We start from the raw sequence: 26,200 nt of genomic DNA on the forward strand, positions 1-26,200 counted from the left end.
TACGGCACCTTATCTAAATCAAGTTTGCCGATTGTTGATCAGATAGCACCGCGATGTTGAAAAGTTATCGGCTCTGCTTTCTTAACAGATAGATAAAGTACGGTGCGCCAATAAAGGTCGACAGCAGCCCCGCCGGGATCTGGTAAGGGAACATCATCATCCGCCCGCACCAGTCGGCAAACACCAACAGCACCCCGCCAATCAACCCGGACATCACCATATGCGGCATCGTACGGCGGAAACCCATCATACGAGCGATATGCGGTGCCATCAGACCTACGAAGCTAAGCGGGCCAATAGTTAGCGTTGCGCTGGCGGTTAAGCACGCCGCCAGCAGCAGTAACGCGATGCGAGACGGCGTCAGCGCCACCCCAACGGCCCTTGCCGCCTCACTACCCAACGGTAGAATCGTCAGCCAACGTCGACAAAGCGGGGCCAGCGCCAGCAGGATGATCATCACCACGCCGCTGCGCACCACTAATTCCGGCGTTGCGCTGTAGGTTGAGCCGGAGATCCACGTCAGGATCTGCGCCATTCTCGGGTCACCGCTGGCCTGGAGCATCATCAGCAGCATGGTAAACGCGGTGCTCAGCGCCATCCCCGCCAACAGCATACGATGCGGCGAGAATCCGCCGCGTCCGGCAGCAATCAGGATAACCAGCAGCGTCGCCGCGGCCCCGATGCTACCGGCAGGCAGCAGCCAGCCAAACGCATTACCCGGCACAAAAAACAGCATCACCACCACGCCGAACGCCGCGCCGGAGCTGATCCCAAGCACTTCCGGGCTAGCCATCGGATTACCGGTCAGACGTTGAATGATGCAGCCTGCAACCGCCAGCATCATTCCGGCAAACAACGCCGCCAGAATACGCGGCCAGCGCCATGGCATCAGTTGATCCAGTAACGTACCGCTAGCCCAGTGCCAGCCCTGCGCGTCGCGGCCAAAGGTCAGCGCAACGACAATTGCCAGCAGCAGAATCACCAGGCCGCCCAACGCAAACCACAGCACATTTTGCCGTTCAGCCAATACCTTATCACCGCCGTTCATCACCGGAGCACTAATGCTGCGCAGGCGCGGCAGCAGCCACAGCAGCAGGGGCGCGCCAATCAGCGCAGTTACCGAACCGGTGGAGATTTCCATCCACACCCGGGTGAGCCACAGAATAACCTGATCGGAAATCCACAGCAGCAGCGCACCAATCAACGCTGCCAGCAACAAGCGCGATAACAGACGACGAGCGCCCAGCATCTTCGCCAGCAACGGCGCAAACAGGCCGATAAAGCCGATAATCCCTACTGCATTGACCAACAGCGCGCTAATGATAATCGCCAGCGTCAACGCCCCCAGCCGCGCCAGAGATAACGCCAGTCCGAGGTTGCGCGCCACGCCGTCATCCAGCCCCATCAAGGTCAACGGACGCAGCAACAGTAGCGTTAGAATCGCCCCGCCGAGCAACTGCGGCCACAGCCGCTGCACTACGCTCCAGTCGGTCTGCGTCAGGGTACCGGTGCTCCACAGGAACATGCTTTGCAGCTGATCGTGATGGAAAATCGCCATCAGCTGGTTGAGCGCACCGCAGTACAGACTCACCACCAGCCCCGCCAGAATCAAGGTTACCGGCGAGAGCCGTTTACCCCAGGAGACGCCAAATACCAGCGCGCCGACGAGACACGCCCCGGCCAGTGCGGCAAACTGCGAAGCCAGCACACCGGGGATCGCCCACAGCGTGGTGACCGTCATCCCTAACTGCGCGCCGGTCGCGACGCCAAGCGTTGTCGGCTCCGCCAGCGGATTACGCAGCACCTGCTGGAACAGCACGCCCACCAGCCCCAACCCGGCACCAACCAGCAGCGATATCGCCAGCCGTGGCAGCAGGCTGTAGTGGAACAGCATCTGGGAAATATTATCGATATCCGGCTGCCAGAGCGCCTGTCCCCACTCGTTTCGCGGCAGCGCCACGTTGAGGTTGAACAGCGTTAGCGTAAAAGCGGCGATCAGCAAAGCAGAGAGCAACAATACCGCCAACGGAGAAATTCGCTGCCTCATGCCGGGCCTCCCTGCGCATCGGCCAGCACGCGGGCAAAATACATCGCCGATAGCGTCGCGCCATAGAACCACACCGCCGGGACGCGCTGAAAACGCCCGGAGCGAACAAAAGGCATCGCTCGCCATAACGGCGTCGCCATTAATTGCGCCATTTCCCGCTCGTTACCATGATCGAAACAGAGGACATCGGCATCTTTATAGGCCGCCAGCCGGTCGATCCCGACGGTGACGCTGCCCCAAAAGGTGGTTTCGCCCTGCCAGGCATTTGTGATATCAAAGCGATCGAGCACTTCCTGGAACAGGCAGTTTTGCGCAAAGACCAGCACGTGACGGGTATCAAGCAGGGTAATCATCAGCAGAGGGCGATCGCCACGCCGGGCAAAGCGAGGCCGCAGGCTTTCCATCAGCGCGTCAAACTCCGCCAGATGGCGCTTCGCTTCCTGTTGCTTGCCAATCAGTTCAGCCATTTCATTGAGCGACTGTTGCGCCATCATCAGCGGACGCTTGCCATCGCTGAAGGTGAATCCTCGCCCGGGCGCAATGCGCGCCAGCTTTTCCGACGAGGGGCCGTATCCTGCCGACCAGACCAGAAACGACGGCTTCATTTGCGTCAGCAGTTCAAGATTCGGCTCGGTGCGCAGTCCAACATCAATCACCGATGGCGGCAACGCAGGTTCGTTAACCCACAGCCTGTAGTTCGGGATATCGGCGACGCCATAGGGCGTGACGCCCAGCGCCAGCAGCAGCTCGACCGGCAGCCACTCCAGAGCGACAATGCGCTGCGGGTCAACTTCCGCCGCCTGCGCGCCGCGCATCTGCCACAGTAGCGGCGACAGAGCCATCGCGGTCAGCAGGCGCCGCCGCGTGATTAAATTCAGGTTTTCCATCAATAGACAAAACTTACCGGCGCTGCGCCAGCCGGATGCGGCAGGATCCCCATCGGGATGCCGTAAATTTGTTCCAGGGTTTCACTACGCATTAATTCCGCAGGCGTTCCCTGAGCAATCATTTCACCACCGCGCAGGGCCACCAGATAGTCGCAGTAACGGGCGGCCATATTGATATCATGCAGTACGGCAATAACCGTCAGTCCGCGCTGCTGGCTAAGACGGTGAATCAGTGCCAGAACATCCACCTGGTGGGCGATATCCAGCGCCGAGGTCGGCTCGTCGAGCAGCAAGCAGCGGCTATCCTGGGCTACCAGCATGGCAATCCACGCGCGCTGACGTTCGCCGCCGGAGAGGCTATCCACCAGCCGATGGGCCAATGGTTTCAGGCCAACCAGCGCGATCGCCTCTTCGACTTTTTCCCGGTCCGCCGCGCCAAAACGCCCCAGCGCTCCGTGCCACGGATAGCGGCCGATAGCCACCAGTTCACGCACCGTCATGCCTTCCGCCGGCGGCAATTGCTGCGGCAGATAGGCCACTTTGCGGGCAAACGCTTTGCTGCTCCAGCTATCGAGCGGCTGGCCGTCCAGCAGGACATCGCCTTCCGAGGGCGGCTGATGGCGACCCAGCATTTTTAGCAGCGTCGATTTTCCGGAGCCGTTATGGCCAATCAGGCCAGTCACTTTTCCCGCCGGGAAGGTTAATGAGAGAGGATGCAATAGCGTGCGACCGGGCACGCGGAAGGTCACGCGGTCCAGCGAAAACGTAGTATCAGAGTGCGGAGTGTTTTCCTGCATAACGGGACCTGGTAAGAGGCGCGGCGAACCGCGCCCATTAAGTGGTTAGAAACGGAAAGTTGCGGTCGCCACGACCTGACGCTCTGCGCCCCAGAAGCAGCCATAAGTATTGAAGCAGCTTGCAACGTACTCACGATCGAACAGGTTGTTCACGTGAAGCGCCACGTTAGAACCAGCCATGCCCACGCGAGCGAGGTCGTAACGGACTAATGCATCCACAACCGTGTAGCTACCCACCTTGAAGGAGTTCGCAGGATCGCCGTAGCTGGAACCTGTGAAACGAGCACCAGTCCCCAACGTCAGGCCAGACAGCGGACCGTTAAATAAAGTGTAATCGCCCCACAGTGATGCCATGTGTTTTGGCACCTGTGCTGGTGTGTTGCCTTTGTAGTTAGTATCCGTGGTGTATTCAGCATCGGTATAAGTGTATGAACCAACCACATTGACGCTAGCAGAGAGTGCCGCTTTCGCTTCAATTTCCACACCGCGCGAGCGAATCTCACCGCCTTCAACTGAGAAGAATGAGCCAGCCGGATCGGCCATCAGGTTGTTGGTTTTGGTCAACTGATAGACGGCGCCAGTAATCACGATTGGACGATCGTTCGGTACGTATTTCACACCAGCTTCGTACTGTTTACCTTTAGACGGAGCGAAAATATTGCCAGTAGCCCCTGTCTGCGAAGCCGGTTCGAACGATTCACTGTAGCTGAAATAAGGCGTTACACCATTATCGAACAGGTAGTTAACACCACCGCGCCAGGTGAACTGCTTATCATCACGGTTAGCAGTAGTACCATAAACGCGATTCAGAGAGTCCTGCTTCGCCCAGTCATAACGGCCACCCAAGGTAACCAGCACTTTATTCCACTGCGCCTGATCCTGCACATACAAGCCAGTTTGCTTTTGCTTATTCAGGACTTGATACGGGCCAGTAATGACCGGAACTTTAGAGTTGAAATCAAAATCAGTAGATACAGGATTGTAAAGGTCAAGCAACGGAACAGAGTCGTCATAACCAAACCAAGAGTTGATATCATTGCGCATGCGCATAAAGTCAACGCCAGTCAGCAATATGTGATCGATCGAGCCTGTTGCAAAGCTACTCTGCAACTGAGTATCCACGGTGAAGTTTTGCAACTTTTCATCATCAATGACGTATTTACGCGCTAGATAACGCCCCTTATCCTCAGGCGCTAATGCTGCGCACTGCTTACTATCCTTGTTCGCTGGATCAGAACATACCCCGTAGCCATACACACTGTTTTGTGAGGTTTTGTTCTCAGCATAACGCAGGTTCTGACGCACGGTGAAAGTGTCATTAAATTCGTGGTCGAAGCTGTAGCCAACCATTTTCTCGTTACGAGAGTAGGTATTGTTGTTAGCTCCTTCGTTGAAATCGGTTGGGAGACGTTTACCGTTCGGTAACGGCGTCACTGTTCCCTCTTTTGGCAACCAGCCGTAGTAGCCAGTCTCCGGCTCATTCTGGAAGTAGGAGAGAAACGTAAAGTTGGTTTTATCATCCGGACGCCAGCTGAATGATGGTGCAATGGCATAACGCTGTTCTTCTGCTCCCTTCTGCTGTGCGTTCGCTGAACGCGCCAGACCGGTAAGGCGATAGGAATAAACGCCGTCATCATCGATGGCATCACTGAAGTCAAAACCGGTCTGCCATAGATTATCGGTGCCCATTTTAAACTGAACTTCTTTTAGCGGCTCCGTAGTGGGACGTTTGCTGACCATATTCAGCAAACCACCCGGGCTGCTCTTTCCGTAAAGAACGGAGATCGGGCCACGCATGACTTCTGCACGCTCCAACATATACGGGTCGACCACCGCATCGTTGTAGAAGTTACCCTGCATCTTCAAGCCATTTAGAAAGTTATTCTGGCTTTGGCCATCAGCGGCGAATCCGCGGATGATCAGATAATCGTAAGTATTAGAAGCACCACGCGTGCCCACCGCAACACCAGGCGTATAGCTCAACGCTTCTTTAACTGATTTCGGCTGGTGGAGAGCCATCTCCTCAGCGGTCACCACGGATATAGACTGTGGTACCTTTTGAATAGGGGTATCCGTTTTAGTCCCCGTGGCGGATTGTCTCGCCGCGATGGTCGCCGCAGGTCCCCAAGCGCTCTCCTGCGGAGCTGGAGCTGCGGTTACAGTAATCGTTTCTTCTTTCGGTTCAACTGCCGCCTGTGCATAGACAGACATGCCGCTAACCGCCGTGGCTACTACGACTGCGATCTTACGCAGCGAGTGGTTTGGCTGAGCAGTTTTTGGACGCGCCATGGGTATATCTCTAATAAAAGTGAATGATAACGTAAACGAGAATTATTATTATGACGGATGCCATGATAGGCGAAACGCAGAATATATGGCAAGAAATATGCCCCTGATTACGTGTCAAAGGCTGAATTAATAACCAGACGGTAATTGTGGAGTTAAACTGCTGTTAAGTTTTTTACAGATATAAATAAGCCCTCTAATACTGAGGTATTAGAGGGCTTATTTATAATCCGCAAAATCATTCAAGCCGCATCGAGGCGGCAAGAGAAGAAATCCCCAGTCACATAGATAACTATGTGACTGGGGTTTCTGACAAATCTGCCGGGAGCAGATTTGAACGCTTTTTGCAGCGGCCCCGTAAGGGGCGAGGCCCAGGGACGGGCCGAGTAATCCGCAGCCAACAAAGAGGCGGCTTTAAGGATGAAGCGGATAATTAATTGCTGCCGAACATATCCTTAATCCAGCCCGCTACGCCATCGCTCTTCTCCTGCTTCGGCGGTTGCTGCTGATTTTGCTGCTGTTGCGGCTGCTGCCCGGACTGATTGAACGGGTTATTCGCCTGCTGCTGTTCGAGCTGCTGCTGTTGCATCTGCTCGCCCTGGCGGCACAGCGTATCCGGTGAAGTCGTCCATACCGGAAGCGAACGCATTCCGCCGCCGCAGACGAAGTTACCGCTGCCATCGACGCCCATATCCACCACGTCTTCCGGCGCGGTTAGCACCAGCGGCGTCGGGGTCTGGTTAGCCAGATAACGCTGATAAATCGACATCGCACCGCTGGCACCGTACAGCTTGGTCGGCTGGTTATTATCGCGACCCACCCAGGTAATCGTCACCTGACCACCGTCAATACCGGCAAACCAGGTATCAACGTTGTTGTTGGTGGTCCCGGTTTTACCCGCCAGATGCAGACCCGGATACTTCGCGCCCAGTTGGCGGCCGGTACCACGCTGCACAACCTGCTGCATGGTCCAGAGCGTCATATACGCCGCTTGTGCCGGAACCGCGCGTTCAGCCTGCGGATAGCTCTGATACAGCACGGTACCATCTTCGGCAATAACCGAACGCAGCGCCGAGAGCGGTGCGCGGTTGCCGCCGCTGGCAATGGTCTGGAACGCCTGAGCCACTTCAATCGGCGTCAGGTTCAGCGCCCCCAACAGCATTGCCGGAACTGCATTGAGCTGATTCTTCGGTGCGCCCAGTTTAGTCCAGGTATCGACCACCGCCGGTAGGCCCAGCGCCATCCCGAGGTTCACCGTCGGCACGTTCATTGAACGGGTCAGGGCGTCAACCAGCATCACTTTACCGCTATCGCTGTAGCGACGATCGTCGTTCTGCGGCGACCACGTCTGTCCGTTGGACAAACGAATCGCGATTGGCGCATCGGCAATCCAGGTGTTGAGTCGATACTGATTCGGCTGGCTCAGGGCGGTCAAATAGGTCGCCGGTTTTGCCAGAGAACCAATCGAACGACGCGCCTGCATCGCACGGTTATAACCGGCAAACTGCGGCTCCGCCCCGCCGACCATCGCCCGCACCTCACCGGTGAAGCGATCGACGACGACCATTGCGGTTTCCAGATCCGGCAGCTTACGCTGTTTCTTCAGCGCCGGAATGCCTTCTGTCGCCGCTTTTTCCGCCGCATCCTGCGCGACTGAGTCGAAAGTGGTAAAGATCTTCACGCCGGAGAGCTCTTTCACTTTATCGCCCAGCTTCGCCTGCAGCTCCTGACGCACCATCTGCATAAACGCAGGCTGCGGAGAGATAACCCCGCCGCGCGGTTGCACGCCCAGTGGACGCGCGCTCAGCATGTCATACAGTTCCTGATCGATAACCTGCTGCTGTTGCAGAAGACGCAGCACGAGGTTGCGTCGCTCCAGCGCCAGCTTCGGGTTACGCCATGGGTTATAGACCGATGCGCCTTTAACCATCCCTACCAGCAGCGCCTGCTGATCGAGGCTCAGCTCTTCTACCGGGCGGCCAAAGTAATACAGGCTTGCCAGCGGGAAGCCGCGGATTTCGTTATCGCCGCTCTGCCCGAGGTACACCTCGTTCATATACAGCTCAAGGATGCGATCCTTGCTGTAACGCGCATCAACGATCAGCGCCATATAGGCTTCGTTAATTTTACGCCAGTATGAACGTTCGCTGGAGAGGAACAGGTTCTTCACCAACTGCTGGGTCAGCGTACTCGCCCCCTGCACCGTACGACCAGCGGTCAGGTTAGCCAGCACCGCACGGCCAATCGAGTAAAGGCTGATACCGTCGTGCTCGTAGAAATGGCGGTCTTCGGTCGCCAGCAGCGTATCGACCAGCAGATCCGGGAAGCCGTTACGCTTCACGAACAGGCGCTGTTCGCCGTTGGCCGACTGCAGCATGGTAATCAGACGCGGATCGAGGCGGAAGAAACCGAACTGGCGGTTGTTATCCATATTCTCGATGGTGTCCAGACGATCGCCGGAAAAGCTCAGACGCGCGCGCACCTGGCCTTCTTTACTGTCCGGGAAATCGAACGGACGGCGGATCATCTCGATACTGTTGGCCTGCACGGTGTATTCGCCCGGGCGCGTCATCGTGCTCACCTGACGATACTGCGTGGCGTTAAGCAGCCGCACCATTTCGTTTTTGCTGATCTGCATATCCGGTTCAAGGTTAACCATCCGGCCATATACCGCGGCAGGCAGATCCCAAACTTTACCGTCAATGCGGCTACGGATTTTCTGATCGAGATAGACGCCGTAGGCGGCAATGATCACCGCAAAGACGATACCAATCTTAATCAGCAACCATAGCCAGGTACGTTTACGACGAGGGGGTTTACCGCCTTTGCCTTTTCCTTTCTTCGGCATCGGTTTTTCATCCTCATAGTCATCATCATCGTAATCGTCGTCGTAGTCCTCTTCCCGAACCCGACGACGAGTTACCTTTTGTTTTGTCGGACGCGTGGGTTTCCCCTTACGTCCGATCGGCTCGCGGTCATCTCCCGCCATGCTTTTTCTCCGCAACTTTCAGGCGTAAAAGCCTGATTCTCAATGTTTCCCCCGACAGGAGGAAGAAGAAATCTCTCAAATTGACGCCTGAATGTCTTCGTTTTCAGGCATCCATTTATGGACTGCGCGACGTCTTATCATGTCGCTCGCATGATTTTCACTTTAAAAATTCACCATACAAATCACATTGTTACACGCTTCATTGGCAGAATAATTCGGGACACAGCATTTATTGTCCAGGAGACACAGGATAGCACTAAACCGCGACATTCTTAACCAGCATTTTACATGCTCATCGGGTAACAAAAGGGAAATTAGTATGTTTTTTAATAACATAAATAGTTAAGCCTGTACCCATCGCAACAGCAGCTGACTGCCAGCGGAAACGGGAATCACAGCAGCAGAAAATATTATTTTAGTCAGGAAAAGAGAGTCATCTCGGCCGAAAGAAAAAGAGTTTTAAAAGACCGCAATGATAAAAACGAGAGCCACTTAACATTTATAATTTGGCAGATTTTGTGATGACTCCACATAAATATTTGTTAAACTGTCAGCCAATTAATTTTTCCCGATTAATATATTATGCGCAATTTCGTTATATTTCCGTTTCTGGCGGTCGCCCTGCTCGCAGGCTGTCAGCAAAATCGTTCGACATCCCTTAGCCCTGCCGTTAGCGGCCAGGCCCAGCTTGAGCAACTCGCCTCCGTTGCTGCCGGGGCACGCTATCTAAAGAATAAATGCAACCGTAGCGATCTTCCCGCCGATGATGTCATTAACCGCGCGGCAATAAATGTGGGTAAAAAACGTGGATGGGAAAATATTGATGGAAATATGCTAAGCCAGCGCAGCGCGCAGCTATATCAGCAGCTTCAGCAGGACAGTACGCCAGAAGCCACAAAATGCAGTCAATTTAATCGCCAGTTAGCACCATTTATTGATAGTCTGCGCGGAAAATAGCTATTTTCTTAATTTCGATCGCGATATTTTTATTCTCCCTGCTGGCTCTCCTCAATGGTCCCGCCCGGCCAGTCGTCCAGCGCCGCCAGGGTAAAAGTTTGACCATTAAAACTAAACACGGTGACATCCTGTTGAATCTGCTCGATAACCAGGTTCGGCAGCGGCGAATCGCCCTCCTTCCAGGATTGTCCGTTCAATACAATGCTGCGCTTCTCCGCCAGCGAGGCGTAGACGTGCGCGCTGTAGCGCAAAGGCGGCAGATTTTCTTCATCAACCTCAGTTTCCGCCTCGGTCTGTATTTCTGCCTCAGCTTTAACCGGCACCGCCGCTTTTTTTACCACTGGTTGATCGGGAGGCTGACTGAGCGGCATCAGCGCCGCATGGGCTACCGGCAGCGTCATCGGCTGCGGCTCAGGTTTGTTACGCCATTGCTCACCGCCAAACCAGCCCAGCGCAATCAACAATGCGGCATACAGTGGCACGGTTACATACGGGATCTGCACCATTCTCCCGATCACCACCGGGGGCTCATCAGGTTGAGGAAACGGCTCTTGCTGGTGAACAAGCACTGGCTTTCTCCTTAATAAAGAAACGCCATCCCGGCCTGCGTTTTTCACACCGCAGACCGGGAGGCTCAGGACTAACTTAATTTACTTACTGCTCACCGGCAGGCCAGCGCCCTGGGCATCGCCTTGCGGCAGTTCCAGTACCGCAACGGACCAGGCCGGAAGCGTAACGGTACCGTCGGCAGCAATCTGCACGCCATTTGCCAGCGAAGATTCGCCCGCCGTCTGCTGGATAGCGCTCAGCTGCAGCGTTTCCCCGGCAAAATCATTCAGCGTCCGGCTTTCCGGTCCGGCGTTAATCGCCACCACCAGACCATCAAGGCGGCTATCCAGGCTGGCACCCGCTTTCACGCCGTCATCCACGGTCATAACCAGCAGACCTGCCTGCTGATCAGAACCGGTATTGCGGAAATCAACGCGCTTCATCACTGCGCTACCGTCGCCCAACGTGAACAGCGGCGAGGATTTACGCAGCTCGGTCAGTTCCTGGTAGAACGCGGTCATCTGCTTCAGCTCAGCTTCGCCCGGCGTGGCAACCATATCTTTGACGCGAGAAATCACATCATAGTTGCTACCGTCATCACTGCTGCGCGGCATCCCGACGTTGTAGTTGTTATCCTGCATAGAATAATCAACGCGGTTGAACCAGTCGCCGGAGTCGTAGGAGTCGCGGGTGAAGGACTTCGAGCGCAGCAGTTCAGAGCCCTGCTGGTCGAACGCAATCCCCTGCCCCAGCATCACCGTCGCCAGTGAAACCGCCTGCATGCGAACGCGGGTCGACAGGTCGGCTTCCTGGGACGCTTTATAGCTGATCATGTCCCACAGGGTCTGGTTGTCGTGCTTCGAAACATAGTTGACGACTTCCGTCGGGTCTGCGGCATAACCGCCAGGCGCGCCGTTATAGTCAATTTCGCTGCCTTTCTTCACCGCGCCGTCTTTATCGATCATCACAAAATCGGCAAGGTTACCGGCCATTCCCAGTCGGGTCAGGTCGGCCAGGTGGCGAACCTGATCATCGCTCAGGCTGGTAATTTCGTTTGGTAATACGCCCGCGCCGCTGCCGACGCCCTGGTTCTGACGCAGCGCATCGCCGGAGTCGAACGGCCCGCCGCCGCGCACGGAGTCGCGCAGGCGATCGGAGAACGTACCGATACCGGTGCCTTTCAGGTTGATCTGCGAAGCGATTTCAAAGCGATCGCTCTGGTTAGAGTCCCAGCCTTCACCGAAGAAGTAGATATCCGGGTTCAACGCTTTGATGCGATCCCACGCCGAGATAATTTGCGCTTTCGGGTGATAGCCCATCAGGTCGAAGCGGAAGCCATCGATTTTATAATCGGTGGTCCATACCGCCAGAGAGTCGGCGATAAGCTTGGCGAACATCCGATGCTCTGGCGCGGAGTCTGAACAGCAGGTAGCGGATTCAACGCTGCCGGTGGTTTCATTCAGGCGCTGATAGTACCAGGGGACAATCTTATCCAGCACCGAGGTGCGATCGGTCGGCCCAGCGGCATTGGTGTGGTTGTACACCACGTCCATAATGACGTTCATCCCCAGATCCTGCTTGATCGCCTGAATCATGGTGCGGAACTCTTTAATACGCGTCGTGCCTTCCGGATCGGTCGCGTAAGATCCTTCAGGAACCGTGTAATGGAACGGATCGTAACCCCAGTTATAGGAGTCAGTCTGCGCCACCAGCGTATTAAGCGCCTGTACCTGCGGGTTATCCTGGCTATCGCTCTGCTTGAGCTGATTCAGCACCTCTTCCACCGTGGAGCCGCTGTCGCAGTACCCGGCGAATTCGCTGCTTTTCACCGCGCTGTTCACTTCACACAGGCGGCTGAACGGCTGCTGAATATCAGCCACTTTATCGCTGAACTCATTGACCGTCGCCAGATCGAAGACCGGCAGCAGTTCAATGTGCGTGACGCCTGAAGCCGAGAGCTTCTTCAGGTGCTGCACCATATTGCTGTCACCGGCGGTCAGTGCGAGGTATTTACCGCGCAGTTCTGCCGGGACGGTCTGATCCCAGGCGGAGAGATCGCGAATATGCGATTCATGGATCGTCATCTTCGCTAGATCAGTTTTGGTTTTCTGCGCATGCGGCATGGTCAGGCTGTCCCAACCGTCAGGCTTGAGCGCGCTGTCGTTGAGGTCAACAACCTGGCTGTACTCCGAGTTGGTCGACAGGCTGTGCGCGTACGGGTCGGTAACTTCGTACTGTTCAACCTTACGCGACTGCGGGTGATACACCGTCATCGCATAGCGGTAGAATGCCCCTTTCAGGTCGCTACCGCCCTGCCACGACCATGCGCCAGAAGCGCTGTCGCGGGTCATCGGATGGCTGCCGGTCACTTTCTTATCGGCGCTGTACACCACCACATCCACCTGCTGAGCGGTCGGTGCCCAGACGCGGAAGTTCACGCCGCCGTCGGTCAGAAGCGCCCCGTAACTCTGCGCTTCTGCCGCTTCAGCATAGGTGTCATCCAGTACGCCTGCCGTCTGTACCTGGGTGGCGGAAATCAGGATCCCGTCCTGCTCTGCGGCAATGGCAACCGTTTCACCCTGCAACAGTTCATCAACGTTGGCGTTTTCCGGCAGCTTAAAGGCCGCATAGCTGGAAAGATGCGGGAAGCGCATGCTGACCTGCTGGCTAACGGTGGTCGGCGTCAGCTTCAGATAGCGGTCGGTAAATTTACCTTCGCTATCGGCCGCCACTTTACTGCTATGGCTGTAGTACAGGCGCACGATGGGCTTATCCTGACCGCCCGGCCACAACAACGTGTTTTTATCGACCCAGTGGGCTTCGGCCAGCGCCACGCCAAACGCGGCGCGGAAGGCATCGGCGCGGGAATCGTAGACCGCGCTGTTACCAGCGATAACGGAAACCGTGCGATCGGTAAAGTCGCCAAACGACACTTGCAGATCGCTGTCGATCAGCTTATTGGTGCCGTCGCGAACAATCACGTTAATACAGCCGCTTTCTTTATTGAGCGGAACCACCCAGTACGGGCCATATTTGTCGCTGCCCGTCGGCGTGGTGCTGACATCGTTCCAGTCAGCAACCGGCGAGCTCAGCGCGTCGCAGGTTTCGTTATTCCACAGATAGAGGTTTTTACTGCTGTAGTCCGCCGCGCTGTTGCTGGTGATCCCGGCAATATCCACCAGGTGGATGACCGCCTGGTTTTCTACCGCCGTGACCGCTTCACCGGGCACCGCAACGTCAGGTAAACGTACAACGACATCCTGATTATCAGGCGTGTCAGGATTTCCAGAGGAAGAAGAAGAGGATCCGTTATCGCAGCCGCTAAGTAAAACCAGCGATCCCAGAACCAGGGCATTACGGGTATATCTGAGCATTCGATAGTCCCTTTAATACCCGTCATACTTCAAGTTGCATATGCGTTGGCTGCCTCGCTCACCCCAGTCACGTACTTAAGTACGCTCCTGGGGACTCACTGCGTTGCCGCCTTCCTGCAACTCGAATTATTTAGGGTATATGCTGATTAATTATATGAAGTGATCTATGAACGAAATTATTCAGAGTGCATTACAGCACCATGAAAAATGACGAGCATATCTTTAAAGCGTCGATAATTAGATATTCTTGCCCTCTTCGGTTCAATCATCCATTCACTCATTCCCAGGGGGCGTAGGCGGCCGGGGGAGAAAAAATAAAAAGGGAATGACGACCGCAATAGCGAAACTCATTATGATTCGCAGCGACCAATACAGATTCCCGCAATAAGCATACTTAGAATAAAAAAACGCCCCACCAATATCGGTAGGGCTGTACCTTTTGCTGAGGGAAATAGAATGAACAAAGGAATGAAAATGCATAATTCCGTGATGAGATTAACAATATCAAATAAAAAAATAATTAATTACATGCCTCATATTGTGACCTCCATCATATTATTAATTCTCTGCCAACAGCTCGCTCAATTAACCTGGAAAATAATTTTCCCGGTAAACTTTACGGATAACGAACGCCCTCATAGCAACCTGACGGCACCTCCCGATGTTCCATCTAAAACAGCGCTTCCGCGCTTTACGCTGTTTGGCATCGCGGAGAAGACCGCCGCGCCCGCAAGCGTTAATGACCTTCAGCAGGCCCCCATTTCAGCTCTAAAACTGCGCGTGACCGGCCTGCTCGCCAGCACCGACCCGACCCGCGCCATTGCTATTATGATGAAAGGCAATCAACAGGTTAGCCTCGGCGTTGGCGATAACACGCCGAGTGGAGAGGCCAAAATCGTCGCTATTTTTCCCGACCGCCTGATCGTCAATTATCGCGGCAGCAATGAGGCCATCCCGCTGTTTAACGACCAACCTACTGGCGCAAAAAATAGCGCGATGACCCCAACCCAGCAATTGGCTCAGGAACTGCGCAAGCAACCGCAAAATATTCTTCACTACCTCAATATTTCGCCGGTGATGACCAATGACAAACTTAGCGGATATCGCCTGAACCCAGGCAAAGACCCGGCATTATTTCGCGAGGCCGGTCTCCAGAAAAACGACTTAGCTATTGCCCTGAACGGCCTGGATTTACGCGACAGAGAACAGGCTCAGCAGGCGTTAACTCAGCTTCCGGAATTAAGTGAAATAACCCTTACCGTTGAACGCGATGGTCAGAAACACGATATTTACCTGGCCCTGAGGGACGAATAATTGAACATCACCACCGTTATCCGCCCATTTTTTCTGGCGCTACTTATATTCTCATCCCTGTTATTCAGACCGGCTGGCGCGGAAGAATTCTCTGCCAGCTTTAAGGGAACCGATATTCAGGAATTTATCAATACAGTGAGTAAAAACCTGAATAAAACGGTGATTATCGACCCCAGCGTACGCGGCACCATTACAGTGCGCAGCTACGATATGCTCAATGAAGAGCAATATTATCAATTCTTCCTCAGCGTCCTCGATGTGTATGGCTTCGCCGTGATTAATATGAATAACGGCGTGCTGAAAGTGGTGCGTTCGAAGGATGCGAAAACCGCCGCCGTGCCGGTCGCCAGCGATGCCGCGCCGGGAATCGGCGATGAAGTCGTCACCCGCGTGGTGCCGCTGACCAACGTCGCCGCCCGCGATTTAGCACCACTGCTGCGCCAGCTCAACGATAGCGCCGGAGCGGGCAGCGTGGTGCATTACGAACCCTCCAACGTCCTGTTGATGACCGGCCGCGCGGCGGTGATCAAGCGCCTGTTGACCATTGTTGAGCGCGTCGATAACGCCGGAGACCGCAGCGTGGTGACCGTTCCCCTCTCCTGGGCTTCCGCCGCCGATGTGGTCAAGCTGGTGACTGAACTCAACAAAGACACCAGCAAATCGGCGCTTCCCGGCTCAATGGTCGCCAACGTAGTGGCCGATGAGCGCACCAACGCGGTGTTGGTCAGCGGCGAACCGAACTCCCGTCAGCGCATTATCGCGATGATTAAACAGCTCGACCGCCAGCAGGCGACGCAGGGCAATACCAAAGTCATCTACCTGAAATACGCCAAAGCGTCCGATCTGGTGGAAGTGCTGACCGGCATCAGCAGCACGATTCAGAGCGAAAAGCAGGCCGCGAAGCCGGTGGCGGCGCTGGATAAAAACATCATTATCAAAGCCCACGGTCAGACCAACGCCCTGATTGTCACCGCCGCACCGGACGTGATGAACGACCTTGAGCGGGTGATCGCCCAGCTTGATATCCGCCGCCCGCAGGTGCTGGTGGAGGCGATTATCGCTGAAGTGCAGGATGCCGACGGTCTTAACCTTGGTATCCAGTGGGCCAACAAAAACGCCGGGATGACTCAGTTCACCAACAGCGGCCTGCCGATATCCACAGCGATTGCCGGAGCCAATCAGTACAACAAAGATGGCACCCTCACCAGTTCGCTGGCCAGCGCCCTGGGTTCCTTCAACGGCATTGCCGCCGGATTCTATCAGGGCAACTGGGCGATGCTTTTAACCGCCCTCTCCAGCAGCACCAAAAACGATATTCTTGCCACCCCGAGCATCGTCACCCTCGACAACATGGAGGCCACTTTTAACGTTGGCCAGGAAGTCCCGGTACTCACCGGCTCGCAAACCACCTCCGGAGATAACATCTTCAATACCGTTGAGCGCAAAACAGTCGGCATCAAGCTGAAGGTCAAGCCGCAAATCAACGAAGGTGATTCGGTACTGCTGGAGATCGAACAAGAGGTCTCCAGCGTGGCGGATGCCGCTTCCAGCACCAGCTCGGATCTCGGCGCTACCTTCAATACCCGCACGGTGAATAACGCGGTGCTGGTCGGCAGCGGCGAAACGGTAGTGGTCGGCGGCCTGCTGGATAAAAGCGTCACCGACACCGCCGATAAAGTCCCGTTACTCGGCGATATTCCTGTGATTGGCGCGCTGTTCCGCTCCACCAGCAAAAAGGTCTCCAAGCGCAACCTGATGCTGTTTATTCGCCCGACGGTGATCCGCGACCGCGACGAGTACCGCCAGGCATCATCCGGCCAGTACACCGCCTTTAACGACGCCCAGACCAAACAGCGTGGCAAGGAGAGCAACGACGCGATGCTGACTAACGATCTGTTGGAAATCTATCCGCGCCAGGACACCGCCGCATTCCGTCAGGTGAGCGCCGCTATCGACGCGTTCAACCTGGGAGGAAATCTATGACCCCCGCCGCCGAACGCCGTCCGCTGCTGCCTTTCAGCTACGCCCGCATGCATAATGTGATGCTGTTGAGCAACGGCGAAAGCTGCGAGGTTTTCTGCCTCGCCGCCACCGCGCCGCAGGCGCTGCTGGAAGCCCGCCGGGTCGCCGCGATGCCGTTCAGCCTCGAAAGCCTGGAGGAAGAGGCGTTCGAAAAGCTGTTAGTACTGAGCTATCAGCGCGATTCCGCTGAGGCACGGCGCATGATGGCGGATATCGGCAACGAGCTGGATTTATACACCCTTGCCGAAGAGCTGCCGGACACCGACGACCTGCTGGATAGCGAAGACGACGCGCCGATTATTCGCCTGATTAACGCCATGCTCACCGAGGCCATCAAAGAGAAAGCCTCGGATATTCATATTGAAACCTATGAACGCCATCTGCAAATTCGCTTTCGCGTCGACGGCGTCCTGCGCGAAATCCTGCGCCCCCAGCGCCGCCTCGCCGCGCTGCTGATCTCACGCATTAAGGTGATGGCGAGCCTCGATATCGCCGAAAAACGCATTCCTCAGGACGGACGCATGGCGCTGCGCATTGGCGGACGGGCCGTCGACGTGCGCGTCTCCACCCTGCCCTCAAGCTACGGCGAACGGGTGGTACTGCGCCTGCTCGACAAGAACAGCGTTAATCTCGATCTGCTGACCCTGGGGATGTCGCCCGCGCTGCTTCAGCAGGTGGATGGGTTGATCGCCCGCCCGCACGGCATCGTGCTGGTGACCGGGCCAACCGGTTCGGGAAAAAGCACCTCGCTTTACGCTGCGCTGAGCCGCCTCGACGCCCGCGAGCGCAACATCATGACCATTGAAGACCCTATCGAATACGAGCTCGAGGGCATCGGTCAGACCCAGGTTAACAGTAAAGTCGATATGACCTTTGCCCGCGGGCTGCGCGCCATATTGCGCCAGGATCCCGACGTGGTGCTGGTGGGTGAAATCCGCGATGGCGAGACGGCGCAGATTGCCGTCCAGGCCTCGCTAACCGGCCATCTGGTGCTCTCTACGCTACACACCAACAGCGCGCTGGGCGCTATCTCGCGCTTGCAGGATATGGGCGTGGAACCTTTTCTGCTCTCCACCTCGCTGCTGGCGGTGATGTCGCAGCGGCTGGTGCGCCGACTCTGCCCGCACTGCCGTCAGCAGGAACCGGCAAATATCGACGCTGCCCGCCAGATGGATATCGCCCCCGGCACTGCGCTTTGGCGGCCTCAAGGCTGCGCCGAGTGCGGTTTTACCGGCTATCGCGGGCGCACCGGCATTCACGAACTGCTGCTGGTGGACGATCGCGTGCGCATGGCTATCCATCGTGGTGAAAACGAGGTGACGCTGATCCAACAGTTGGGGGCGGACTATATGACCCTGCGCCGTTCCGGGCGGGAAAAAGCGCTGGCGGGGATCACCAGTTGGCAAGAGGTGCTCAGAGTCACCGAGCAGCAGACCACGGAGGCCTCCTGAGATGGCGCTTTTTCGTTACCAGGCCCTCGACGAAAACGGCAAAACCCGGCGCGGCGTTCAGCAGGCTGACTCCGCCCGCCACGCGCGCCAGCTGCTGCGGGAGCAGGGCTGGCTGGCGCTGGAAGTCGACCCGACAACCAACGGTAGCAGCGGACGTCCACGCTTTATCCGCCGCACGAGCGCAAGCGATCTCGCCCTGCTGACCCGCCAACTGGCAACCCTGGTCGCCGCCGCCATCCCGCTGGAAAAAGCGCTCGACGCGGTGGCCCAGCAGTGTGAGAAACCGCAGCTAAAAACGATTATCGCCGGGGTGCGCGGCAAAGTGCTGGAAGGCCATTCCCTGGCGGAAGCCATGCGCGGCTATCCTGGCTGTTTCGACGCGCTCTACTGCGCGATGGTTGCCGCCGGGGAAGCCTCAGGCCACCTCGATGGCGTACTCAATCGGCTGGCGGATTACACCGAACAGCGCCAGCAGCTTCGCGCCAAACTGCTGCAGGCGATGATTTACCCCATCGTACTGACCTTTGTTGCCGTCAGTGTGATTGTGATCCTGCTCTCAACGGTGGTGCCGAAAGTCGTCGACCAGTTTGTACATCTCAAACAGGCGCTGCCGTTCTCTACCCGCCTGCTGATGGCGATAAGCGACCTGGTACGCACCACCGGTCCATGGCTGCTGCTGGTCATCGTGCTAATCATTCTGCTGCTGCGCTACCTGCTGCGTCAGCCCGCAAAGCGGCTGGCCTGGCATAAACAGCTGCTGCGCCTGCCGCTGATTGGCCGGGTCGCGCGCAGCATCAATAGCGCCCGCTACGCCCGCACCCTGAGCATTCTCAACGCCAGCGCCGTTCCGCTGCTGCTGGCAATGCGCATCAGCGCAGAAGTGTTAAGCAATGCCTGGGCGAAGCACCAGTTGGAAGCCGCCAGCGACGCGGTTCGCGAAGGCGTCAGCCTGCACCGCGCCCTCGAAATGACCCAGCTATTCCCACCGATGATGCGCTACATGGTCGCCAGCGGCGAACAGAGCGGCGAGCTCAACGGCATGCTGGAACGCGCGGCGGATAATCAGGACCGGGAACTGAGCGCGCAAATCCAGCTGGCCCTCAGCCTGTTTGAACCCCTGTTGGTGGTGGCGATGGCCGGAATGGTGCTGTTTATCGTCCTCGCCATCCTACAACCGATACTGCAACTCAACACCCTGATGAGTATGTAATTGTTCTAATGGAGAAAAATATGCAACGACAGCGCGGATTCACCTTACTGGAAATCATGGTGGTGATTGTTATCCTCGGCGTGCTCGCCAGCCTGGTGGTGCCCAATCTGATGGGCAACAAGGAAAAGGCCGACCGGCAAAAAGTGGTCAGCGACCTGGTCGCGCTGGAGGGGGCGCTGGACATGTACAAACTGGACAACAGCCGCTATCCAAGCACTGAACAGGGGCTTCAAGCGTTGGTCACTTCGCCGTCCGCCGAGCCGCACGCGCGCAACTATCCGGAAGGCGGCTATATTCGCCGTCTGCCGCAGGACCCGTGGGGCGGCGATTACCAGTTGTTAAGTCCCGGTCAGCACGGACAGGTGGATATTTTCAGCCTCGGGCCGGACGGCGTCCCGGAAAGCAATGACGATATCGGCAACTGGACGATCGGGAAGAAATAGTGCGCCAGCGCGGCTTTACGCTACTGGAGATGATGCTCATTTTACTGCTAATGGGCGTCAGCGCGGGCATGGTGATGCTGGCGTTCCCGGCTTCACGTGACGATGGCGCGGAACAAACGCTGGCGCGCTTTCAAGCGCAACTGCGTTTTGTCCAGCAGCGAGGACTGCAAACCGGCCAGTTCTTTGGCGTCTCGGTGCATCCCGATGGCTGGCAGTTCCTGGTATTGCAAGCCCGTGAAAGCAACGATCCGACACCCGCCAGCGACAGCTGGAACGGCTATCGCTGGCTACCGCTGCAGGCCGGGCGCGTCGCCACCTCGGGCAATCTCAATCAGGGCAAGCTGAACCTTACTTTCCCGCAGGGCGAGGTCTGGACGCCTGGCAACAATCCCGATGTGCTGATTTTCCCCGGCGGCGAAATGACGCCGTTCCAGCTCAGCATGGGCGATGCGCCGGGTATCGCGTTTAATGCCCGCGGCGAAAGCCTGGCCGAATCGCAGGAGGCGCAATGAAACCCCAGTCCGGTATGACGCTGATTGAAGTGATGGTTGCGCTGGTGGTGTTCGCCCTCGCCGGGCTGGCGGTGATGCAGGCAACGCTCCAGCAAACCCGCCAGTTGGGACGAATGGAAGAGAAAACTCTCGCCAGCTGGCTGGCGGATAATCAGCTGGTGCAGCTACGGCTGGAGAATCGCTTTCCGGCGCTGAGCTGGTCAGAAACCACCGTGCAGGCGGCGGGCGTCAGCTGGCATATTCGCTGGCAGGGCGTGGAGACTGACCTTCCGCAACTGCGGGCGCTGGATGTCGAAGTCCGTCACGATAAAAGCGACAAGACCCCGGTCTCTTCGCTACGCACCTATGTCACCCAATTATGACTCAACGCTCGCGCGGCTTCACCCTCGTCGAAATGCTGCTGGCGCTGGCGATCCTCGCCGCGCTCAGCGTGGCTGCGGTGACGGTGCTGCAAAACGTGATGCGCGCCGATACGCTCACCCGTGATAAGAGCGGGCGCATGCAGGCGTTACAGCAAACCTTCAGCCAGATGGCGGCGGATTTCAGCCACATCATTCCCCGCCGCAGCCGCGACAGCGCGAGCCTGTTTTTTGCCGGACGCTTTCAATTGAGCAGCGATGACTGGGCGATTGCCTTTAGCCGCAACGGCTGGCCCAACCCGCTGGGGATGCTGCCGCGTTCGGAAATTCAGAACGTCAGCTATCGCCTGCGTGAGAGCCAACTGGAGCGTCTGAGCTATGACCAGCAGGACCCGTTGCCCGGCAGCCAGCCCACCATCACCGTAGTCCAGCGCGGCGTTCAGGCGTTCCGTCTGCGCTTTTACGCCAGCGGCCGCTGGCAGGATGAATGGCAGCAGCCGCAGACGCTGCCGCAGGGGTTGGAAGTCACCCTAAGGCTGGAACCATACGGCGAGATCAAGCGGCTGTTTCTGCTCACGCCGGGGGGCAGCCAATGAACAACCGCCAACGCGGCGTCGCCCTGCTGATGGTGCTGCTGATCCTTGCCCTGATGATGGTGCTGGCGAGCGCCATGACCGAACGCACTGCGCAGATGTACCAGCAAACCGCCACCACCCTCGATAATCTACAGGCCAAATGGTACGCGCTGGGGGCGGAAACCATGGCGGCGGCGCTGCTGCAACGCGACGCGCTCGACTCGCCGAACCAAACCCATCTGGCGCAGAACTGGGCCCAGCAGGATCGCCGTTTTACGGTTAATGACGGCGAGATTTACGCCACGATTACCGACGCCCAGGCCTGCTTCAATCTTAACGCCATTAACCAGCTCAGCGGCGACGAAAACGCCGAAATGCCTTATCCCGCGCAGGTTTTTACCCGGCTGCTGGAAAACCTCGGCAGCGAACCCTTGCGGGCGCTACAGCTCACCGCTGCCCTGCGCGACTGGGTAGACAGCAATCGTGAGCCGCTGCTGAACGGCGCGGAGGACGAAGTCTATATGGCGCAATCGCCCGGCTATCTGACCGGGAATCAGCCGCTGCAGGATGTTAGCGAACTGCGCCTGCTGGTCGGGATGGACGCTGCGCTCTATCAGCGCCTGTTGCCCTACGTCTGCGCCCTGACGGACGACGTGCTACAGGTGAACGTCAACACCCTGAAACCTGCTCAGGCGGCGCTGCTGGCGGCACTATTCCCATCGGAACTCACCGTCCCCGAGGTACAGCAACTGCTGCAAACCCGCGCGTCGACGGGCTGGAGCAGCGTCGCCGCCTTCCTGTCGCAACCGACATTACAAAAAACCGATACCGCCGCCGCGCGTCCGTGGCTGGCGGTACACAGTGAACGCTTTATCGCCACCTTCAGCGTGGTGATGGGCAACGCCCGCTATCAACAACGTAGCCTCCTGCAAAAACAGGGGCGAACCTTCAGCGTCGTTCAACGGCGCTACGGAATCTATTGGGTAGCCGATGAATAACCACCAGACCTCTTCCGCCGCCGTGCTGATTATTCGCCTCAATCCTGATACCACCATGGCAATATGGCAGCTGGTCGCGCCGGGAGAAGCGGCACAGACCGGAGAATGGCATCCTGATGCTGGCGACCAGACGCTCAACCAGCTGGCGCAGCGCTATCCGGCCTGGGTGCTGGTGCCGGCCAGCGATTGTGCATTTCACCGCGTCACTCTGCCCGCCGGAGCCATCAGGCGACCACAGCAGGCGCTGGCGTTTTTACTCGAAGAACAGCTGGCGACTGAGGTCGAAGAGAGCCACTTTGCCCTGCTTCATCAGGACAAAACCGACTGCGCCGTGGCGGTGGTCGGACAGGAAAAGATGCGCGCCTGGCAGGCCTGGTGCGAGGAGCTTGGGCTGAACGTACTGGCTCTGACTCCGGATGTCCTCGCGCTGCCGCAAAGCCCAACCGGCTGGAGCGCCGTACAGTGCGGCGAGCAGTGGCTGTTTCGCTGTGATACATGGAACGGAATGGCGGTGGAAACCACGTGGCTCGACGGGCTGCTGGCCCACTGGCAAAACGTCGCGCCGATCGCGTGCTATTCGCCGCCGCCGGATATCGCCGCACCGTGGCAGCCTCTCCCGCCGCAGGACCTGCTCCAACTGGCGGCGACCAACCCGGATACCCGCAAGATCTGTTTACGCCAGGGCAATTTTGCCGCTAAACGCCGCCGTCAGCCGACGCCCCGGCGCTGGCGTCCAGCGATCGCCGCAGCGCTGGCGCTACTGCTGTTGTGGGGCGGAAACAGCCTGGACGATCACCTCGCCCTGGGGCGACAGGCCGATGCCGCCGTGCAGGCCAGCCGCGATTTTTACCGCCAGTGGTTTAAGGCGGAAAAAAACGTCATCAACCCAAGGCTGCAAATGCAACAGCATCTGCGCCAACTGGAAAGCTCAGGGGGGCAACCAGCGCTTATTTCCCGGCTCGGCGCGTTGCAAAAAATCATCGCTGAGACGCCGGGCATCCGCTTGCGCTCCCTGAGCTTTGACGCCGCACGCAACACGCTACAGTTGGAGATATCTGCAGTTTCATCACAGGCTCTGGAGCAGTTCAGCAATCGCGCACGAACGGGATTCCGCGTGCAGACCGGCGAGATGAAGCCGCGCGCCGACGGTATCGAAGGACGTCTGACACTGGAGGGTAACGATGCCTGACCTGCTCGCCTTATGGCAACAACGTACGCGTCGTGAACAGCATCTGCTGCTGGGGATGGGCGTGATGCTGCTTATCGGCCTGGTGTATTACGCGCTATGGCAGCCGTGGCAAAACCGCGAGGCGCAATGGCGGCAAACGCTAGCCAGAGAGCAGGCTAATCTGCAGTGGATGCGTCAGCAAACGCCGCTTCTCCGGCAGCTTAGCCAGCAGAAACCGCCTATGGCGCAAGAAGAGCCATCGACGGTGATTATGCGCGAGGCCGCCCGCCACGGCATCACCATCGTTCGCCTGCAGCCGCAAGGGGCTCGCCTGAGCCTCACCGTGCAGCCCGCCGATTTCCAGTCGCTGATGTTATGGCTGGATGCGCTGGGACAGTCGGGGATGACAACCGCCACGCTGGCTGTCGCAGCCGTAGCACAGCAGCCCGGCTGGGTTACCGTCAATGCGCTGGTGCTGGAGCGTAGTAATGAAAAATAAACTTATCATTGGCCTGCTGCTGGTGGTGGTCTATCTCTTCTGGCTGTTGCTGAGCGCTCCGGCGCGGCTGCTGACCCTGGCGCTGCCGGAAGGCGCACGGCTCTCTGCAACGTCAGGCACCCTGTGGCAAGGGGAAGCCCGTCAGGCCAGCTGGCGTGGTATCGAGCTGGCCTATTTGCGCTGGGAGTTTGGCTTCTCGTTCTGGCTTCCCGGCTGGCATATCCGTTTTAACGACCCGTCCGGGCTGCGCGGCCAGGCCTGGCTGCACGGTCTGAACGAATTTGTGGTACACGAGGGGCGTCTCACGGTCCCGGCCCGTTTTATCAGCCAGCGGTTATCGCTCGGAATACCGCTGGAAGCCAGCGGTCAGGTGGTGCTGACATTACCTGAAGCCAGCTTTAACGCCAGCGGCTGCCAGCAGATTACCGGCGGCAATATACAGTGGCGGGATGCGGCGCTCAACTCCCCGGCAGGAGCGCTTGAACTGGCTCGCGTAGACGGCAAATTAAGCTGTACCCCAGCAGGCGCGCTGGGTATTGCTCTAACCCAGGATTCTCATCAGCTTAGTCTCAGCGGACAAGGTTCTTTCACGCCAGACGGTCGCTATACGTTTAGCGGGACATGGCAAACCCGCCAGGCGGCCCCGGCGCTGCTCAGCCTGTTGGCGGCACAAAATGCGCGTAAAGATGAGCAGGGGCGCACGCCGTGGCAGTGGCAAGGGCAGTGGTTATCGCAGGAGACACGATGATGATAGAAAATATCACGCGGCTGGAGGAGTTTGCCGCACAATTCCCACTCGTCTGGAGCGGTTTTTTACTCCTTTTCGGTCTGACGTTCGGCAGCTTTTTTAACGTCGTTATTCACCGCTTACCGCTGATGATGGAGCAAACCGAGACCGTTAATCTCTGCTTTCCTGCGTCGTTCTGCCCGCAGTGCCGTCAGTCCATCGCCTGGCGAGATAATATTCCCCTTCTGAGCTTTCTGTGGCTGAAGGGGCATTCACGCTGCTGCGGACTACCGATATCGCGTCGATATCCGCTGGTAGAGCTGGCGACCTGCATGCTGTTTGCGTTGGTCGGATACCTGATGCCTCCGGGGATACCGCTGCTGGGCGGCCTGCTTCTGCTGTCGGTTCTGCTAATCCTTGCCGCCATCGACGCGCAAACGCAACTGCTGCCTGACCGGCTGACCCTACCGCTGCTATGGGGAGGGTTGTTGTTTAATCTTAACGATACCTTCGTGCCGCTGGCGGATGCGGTCATTGGCGCGATGGTCGGGTATTTGTCGCTCTGGACGGTGTACTGGGTATTTCGTCTGCTGACCGGTAAGGAGGCGCTGGGCTACGGTGATTTTAAGCTGCTGGCGGCGCTCGGGGCATGGTCCGGCTGGCAGTGGCTGCCGCAGACGCTGCTGCTGGCTTCCGCCAGCGGTCTGGTGTGGACGCTGTTACAGCGGCTGGTGACCCGGCAATCGCTGCAACAACCGCTGGCCTTCGGCCCCTGGCTGGCACTGGCTGGCGGCGGGATCTTCTTGTGGAATCAGATATAACCGCGCTGACCGGGAAATATCCCTGAGAAATCCCCGGAAATAAAAAGTCGGTGATGGTTTTCTCCCTCTCCCTCCGGGAGAGGGCCGGGGTGAGGGCATTTTTGCGCATGCTCTCCCCTCACCCTAACCCTCTCCCCGAAGGGGAGAGGGAACCGTCCTGTGATCATTCTTACTATATAACAATGTGTTAGTCAGGTAGCCCGGGTAAGGCGTTT

The 26,200-nt window shown here is 57.5% G+C and carries 21 protein-coding genes; 14 read left to right on the forward strand and 7 right to left on the reverse strand.

Annotated features, from left to right (window positions below):
• Window positions 1–64: 64 nt before the first annotated feature.
• From fhuB to mrcB, 5 genes are all read right to left on the reverse strand, one after another.
• A complete protein-coding gene (fhuB, locus tag AC07P6_RS24790) occupies window positions 65–2,047 on the reverse strand; it encodes a Fe(3+)-hydroxamate ABC transporter permease FhuB (protein ID WP_478314916.1) in 1,983 nt (660 codons plus the stop codon).
• Window positions 2,044–2,934, reverse strand: a complete 891-nt coding sequence (fhuD, locus tag AC07P6_RS24795) for a Fe(3+)-hydroxamate ABC transporter substrate-binding protein FhuD (protein ID WP_478314917.1) — start codon at window positions 2,932–2,934, stop codon at window positions 2,044–2,046. The genes fhuB and fhuD overlap by 4 nt, the downstream gene beginning before the upstream one ends.
• Window positions 2,934–3,731, reverse strand: coding sequence for a Fe3+-hydroxamate ABC transporter ATP-binding protein FhuC (gene fhuC / locus AC07P6_RS24800; RefSeq protein ID WP_478314918.1), 798 nt, complete (start codon window positions 3,729–3,731; stop codon window positions 2,934–2,936). The genes fhuD and fhuC overlap by 1 nt, the downstream gene beginning before the upstream one ends.
• 45 nt (window positions 3,732–3,776) lie before the next feature.
• Complete coding sequence (fhuA, locus tag AC07P6_RS24805) at window positions 3,777–6,020, reverse strand: ferrichrome porin FhuA (RefSeq protein ID WP_478314919.1); 2,244 nt, start codon at window positions 6,018–6,020, stop codon at window positions 3,777–3,779.
• 430 nt (window positions 6,021–6,450) lie between these two features.
• The gene (gene mrcB / locus AC07P6_RS24810; protein WP_478314920.1) at window positions 6,451–9,006 is read right to left on the reverse strand and encodes a bifunctional glycosyl transferase/transpeptidase; all 2,556 of its coding nucleotides are present in this window, start codon (window positions 9,004–9,006) and stop codon (window positions 6,451–6,453) included.
• Between the two features lie 582 nt (window positions 9,007–9,588).
• Here mrcB and pulS point away from each other — a divergent pair.
• The gene (gene pulS, locus AC07P6_RS24815) at window positions 9,589–9,963 is read left to right on the forward strand and encodes a GspS family T2SS pilot lipoprotein variant PulS (protein WP_304256270.1); all 375 of its coding nucleotides are present in this window, start codon (window positions 9,589–9,591) and stop codon (window positions 9,961–9,963) included.
• A gap of 29 nt (window positions 9,964–9,992) precedes the next feature.
• Here the strand turns inward: pulS and gspB are convergent, their stop codons facing one another.
• Complete coding sequence (gene gspB / locus AC07P6_RS24820) at window positions 9,993–10,532, reverse strand: type II secretion system assembly factor GspB (RefSeq protein ID WP_478314921.1); 540 nt, start codon at window positions 10,530–10,532, stop codon at window positions 9,993–9,995.
• Between the two features lie 81 nt (window positions 10,533–10,613).
• Complete coding sequence (gene pulA / locus AC07P6_RS24825) at window positions 10,614–13,886, reverse strand: pullulanase-type alpha-1,6-glucosidase (protein WP_478314922.1); 3,273 nt, start codon at window positions 13,884–13,886, stop codon at window positions 10,614–10,616.
• 474 nt (window positions 13,887–14,360) lie between these two features.
• Here pulA and gspC point away from each other — a divergent pair, with 474 nt between their 5' ends.
• The 13 genes from gspC to AC07P6_RS24890 are packed head-to-tail and all read left to right on the forward strand — an operon-like array spanning window position 14,361 to window position 25,985.
• The gene (gspC, locus tag AC07P6_RS24830) at window positions 14,361–15,200 is read left to right on the forward strand and encodes a type II secretion system protein GspC (RefSeq protein WP_478314923.1); all 840 of its coding nucleotides are present in this window, start codon (window positions 14,361–14,363) and stop codon (window positions 15,198–15,200) included.
• The gene (gene pulD, locus AC07P6_RS24835; protein ID WP_478314924.1) at window positions 15,201–17,183 is read left to right on the forward strand and encodes a GspD family T2SS secretin variant PulD; all 1,983 of its coding nucleotides are present in this window, start codon (window positions 15,201–15,203) and stop codon (window positions 17,181–17,183) included. It abuts the gene before it with no gap.
• Complete coding sequence (gspE, locus tag AC07P6_RS24840; RefSeq protein ID WP_182236415.1) at window positions 17,180–18,673, forward strand: type II secretion system ATPase GspE; 1,494 nt, start codon at window positions 17,180–17,182, stop codon at window positions 18,671–18,673. Before pulD ends, gspE begins: the two co-directional genes overlap by 4 nt.
• 1 nt (window position 18,674) lies before the next feature.
• Entirely contained in the window at window positions 18,675–19,883 is a 1,209-nt protein-coding gene (gspF, locus tag AC07P6_RS24845; protein ID WP_478314925.1) for a type II secretion system inner membrane protein GspF, read from the forward strand.
• Between the two features lie 20 nt (window positions 19,884–19,903).
• Window positions 19,904–20,326 carry a type II secretion system major pseudopilin GspG gene (gene gspG, locus AC07P6_RS24850; RefSeq protein WP_478314926.1) on the forward strand — a complete coding sequence of 141 codons (423 nt, stop codon included), beginning with the start codon at window positions 19,904–19,906 and terminating at the stop codon, window positions 20,324–20,326.
• Window positions 20,326–20,838, forward strand: a complete 513-nt coding sequence (gspH, locus tag AC07P6_RS24855; protein ID WP_182236409.1) for a type II secretion system minor pseudopilin GspH — start codon at window positions 20,326–20,328, stop codon at window positions 20,836–20,838. The genes gspG and gspH overlap by 1 nt, the downstream gene beginning before the upstream one ends.
• Window positions 20,835–21,200, forward strand: a complete 366-nt coding sequence (gene gspI, locus AC07P6_RS24860) for a type II secretion system minor pseudopilin GspI (protein WP_475700888.1) — start codon at window positions 20,835–20,837, stop codon at window positions 21,198–21,200. The genes gspH and gspI overlap by 4 nt, the downstream gene beginning before the upstream one ends.
• Window positions 21,197–21,793, forward strand: coding sequence for a type II secretion system minor pseudopilin GspJ (gspJ, locus tag AC07P6_RS24865; RefSeq protein ID WP_478314927.1), 597 nt, complete (start codon window positions 21,197–21,199; stop codon window positions 21,791–21,793). Before gspI ends, gspJ begins: the two co-directional genes overlap by 4 nt.
• The gene (gspK, locus tag AC07P6_RS24870) at window positions 21,790–22,770 is read left to right on the forward strand and encodes a type II secretion system minor pseudopilin GspK (RefSeq protein ID WP_478314928.1); all 981 of its coding nucleotides are present in this window, start codon (window positions 21,790–21,792) and stop codon (window positions 22,768–22,770) included. Before gspJ ends, gspK begins: the two co-directional genes overlap by 4 nt.
• Window positions 22,763–23,959 (forward strand): type II secretion system protein GspL, encoded by a 1,197-nt coding sequence (gene gspL / locus AC07P6_RS24875; RefSeq protein ID WP_478314929.1) that lies wholly within the window; start codon window positions 22,763–22,765, stop codon window positions 23,957–23,959. The genes gspK and gspL overlap by 8 nt, the downstream gene beginning before the upstream one ends.
• Entirely contained in the window at window positions 23,952–24,437 is a 486-nt protein-coding gene (locus AC07P6_RS24880) for a type II secretion system protein M (protein WP_434660086.1), read from the forward strand. The genes gspL and AC07P6_RS24880 overlap by 8 nt, the downstream gene beginning before the upstream one ends.
• Window positions 24,427–25,185, forward strand: coding sequence for a type II secretion system protein N (locus AC07P6_RS24885; RefSeq protein ID WP_478314930.1), 759 nt, complete (start codon window positions 24,427–24,429; stop codon window positions 25,183–25,185). Before AC07P6_RS24880 ends, AC07P6_RS24885 begins: the two co-directional genes overlap by 11 nt.
• Entirely contained in the window at window positions 25,185–25,985 is an 801-nt protein-coding gene (locus AC07P6_RS24890) for a prepilin peptidase (RefSeq protein ID WP_478317084.1), read from the forward strand. The genes AC07P6_RS24885 and AC07P6_RS24890 overlap by 1 nt, the downstream gene beginning before the upstream one ends.
• Window positions 25,986–26,200 lie beyond the last annotated feature (215 nt).

The organism is Klebsiella sp. GFKo11, from assembly GCF_056490265.1.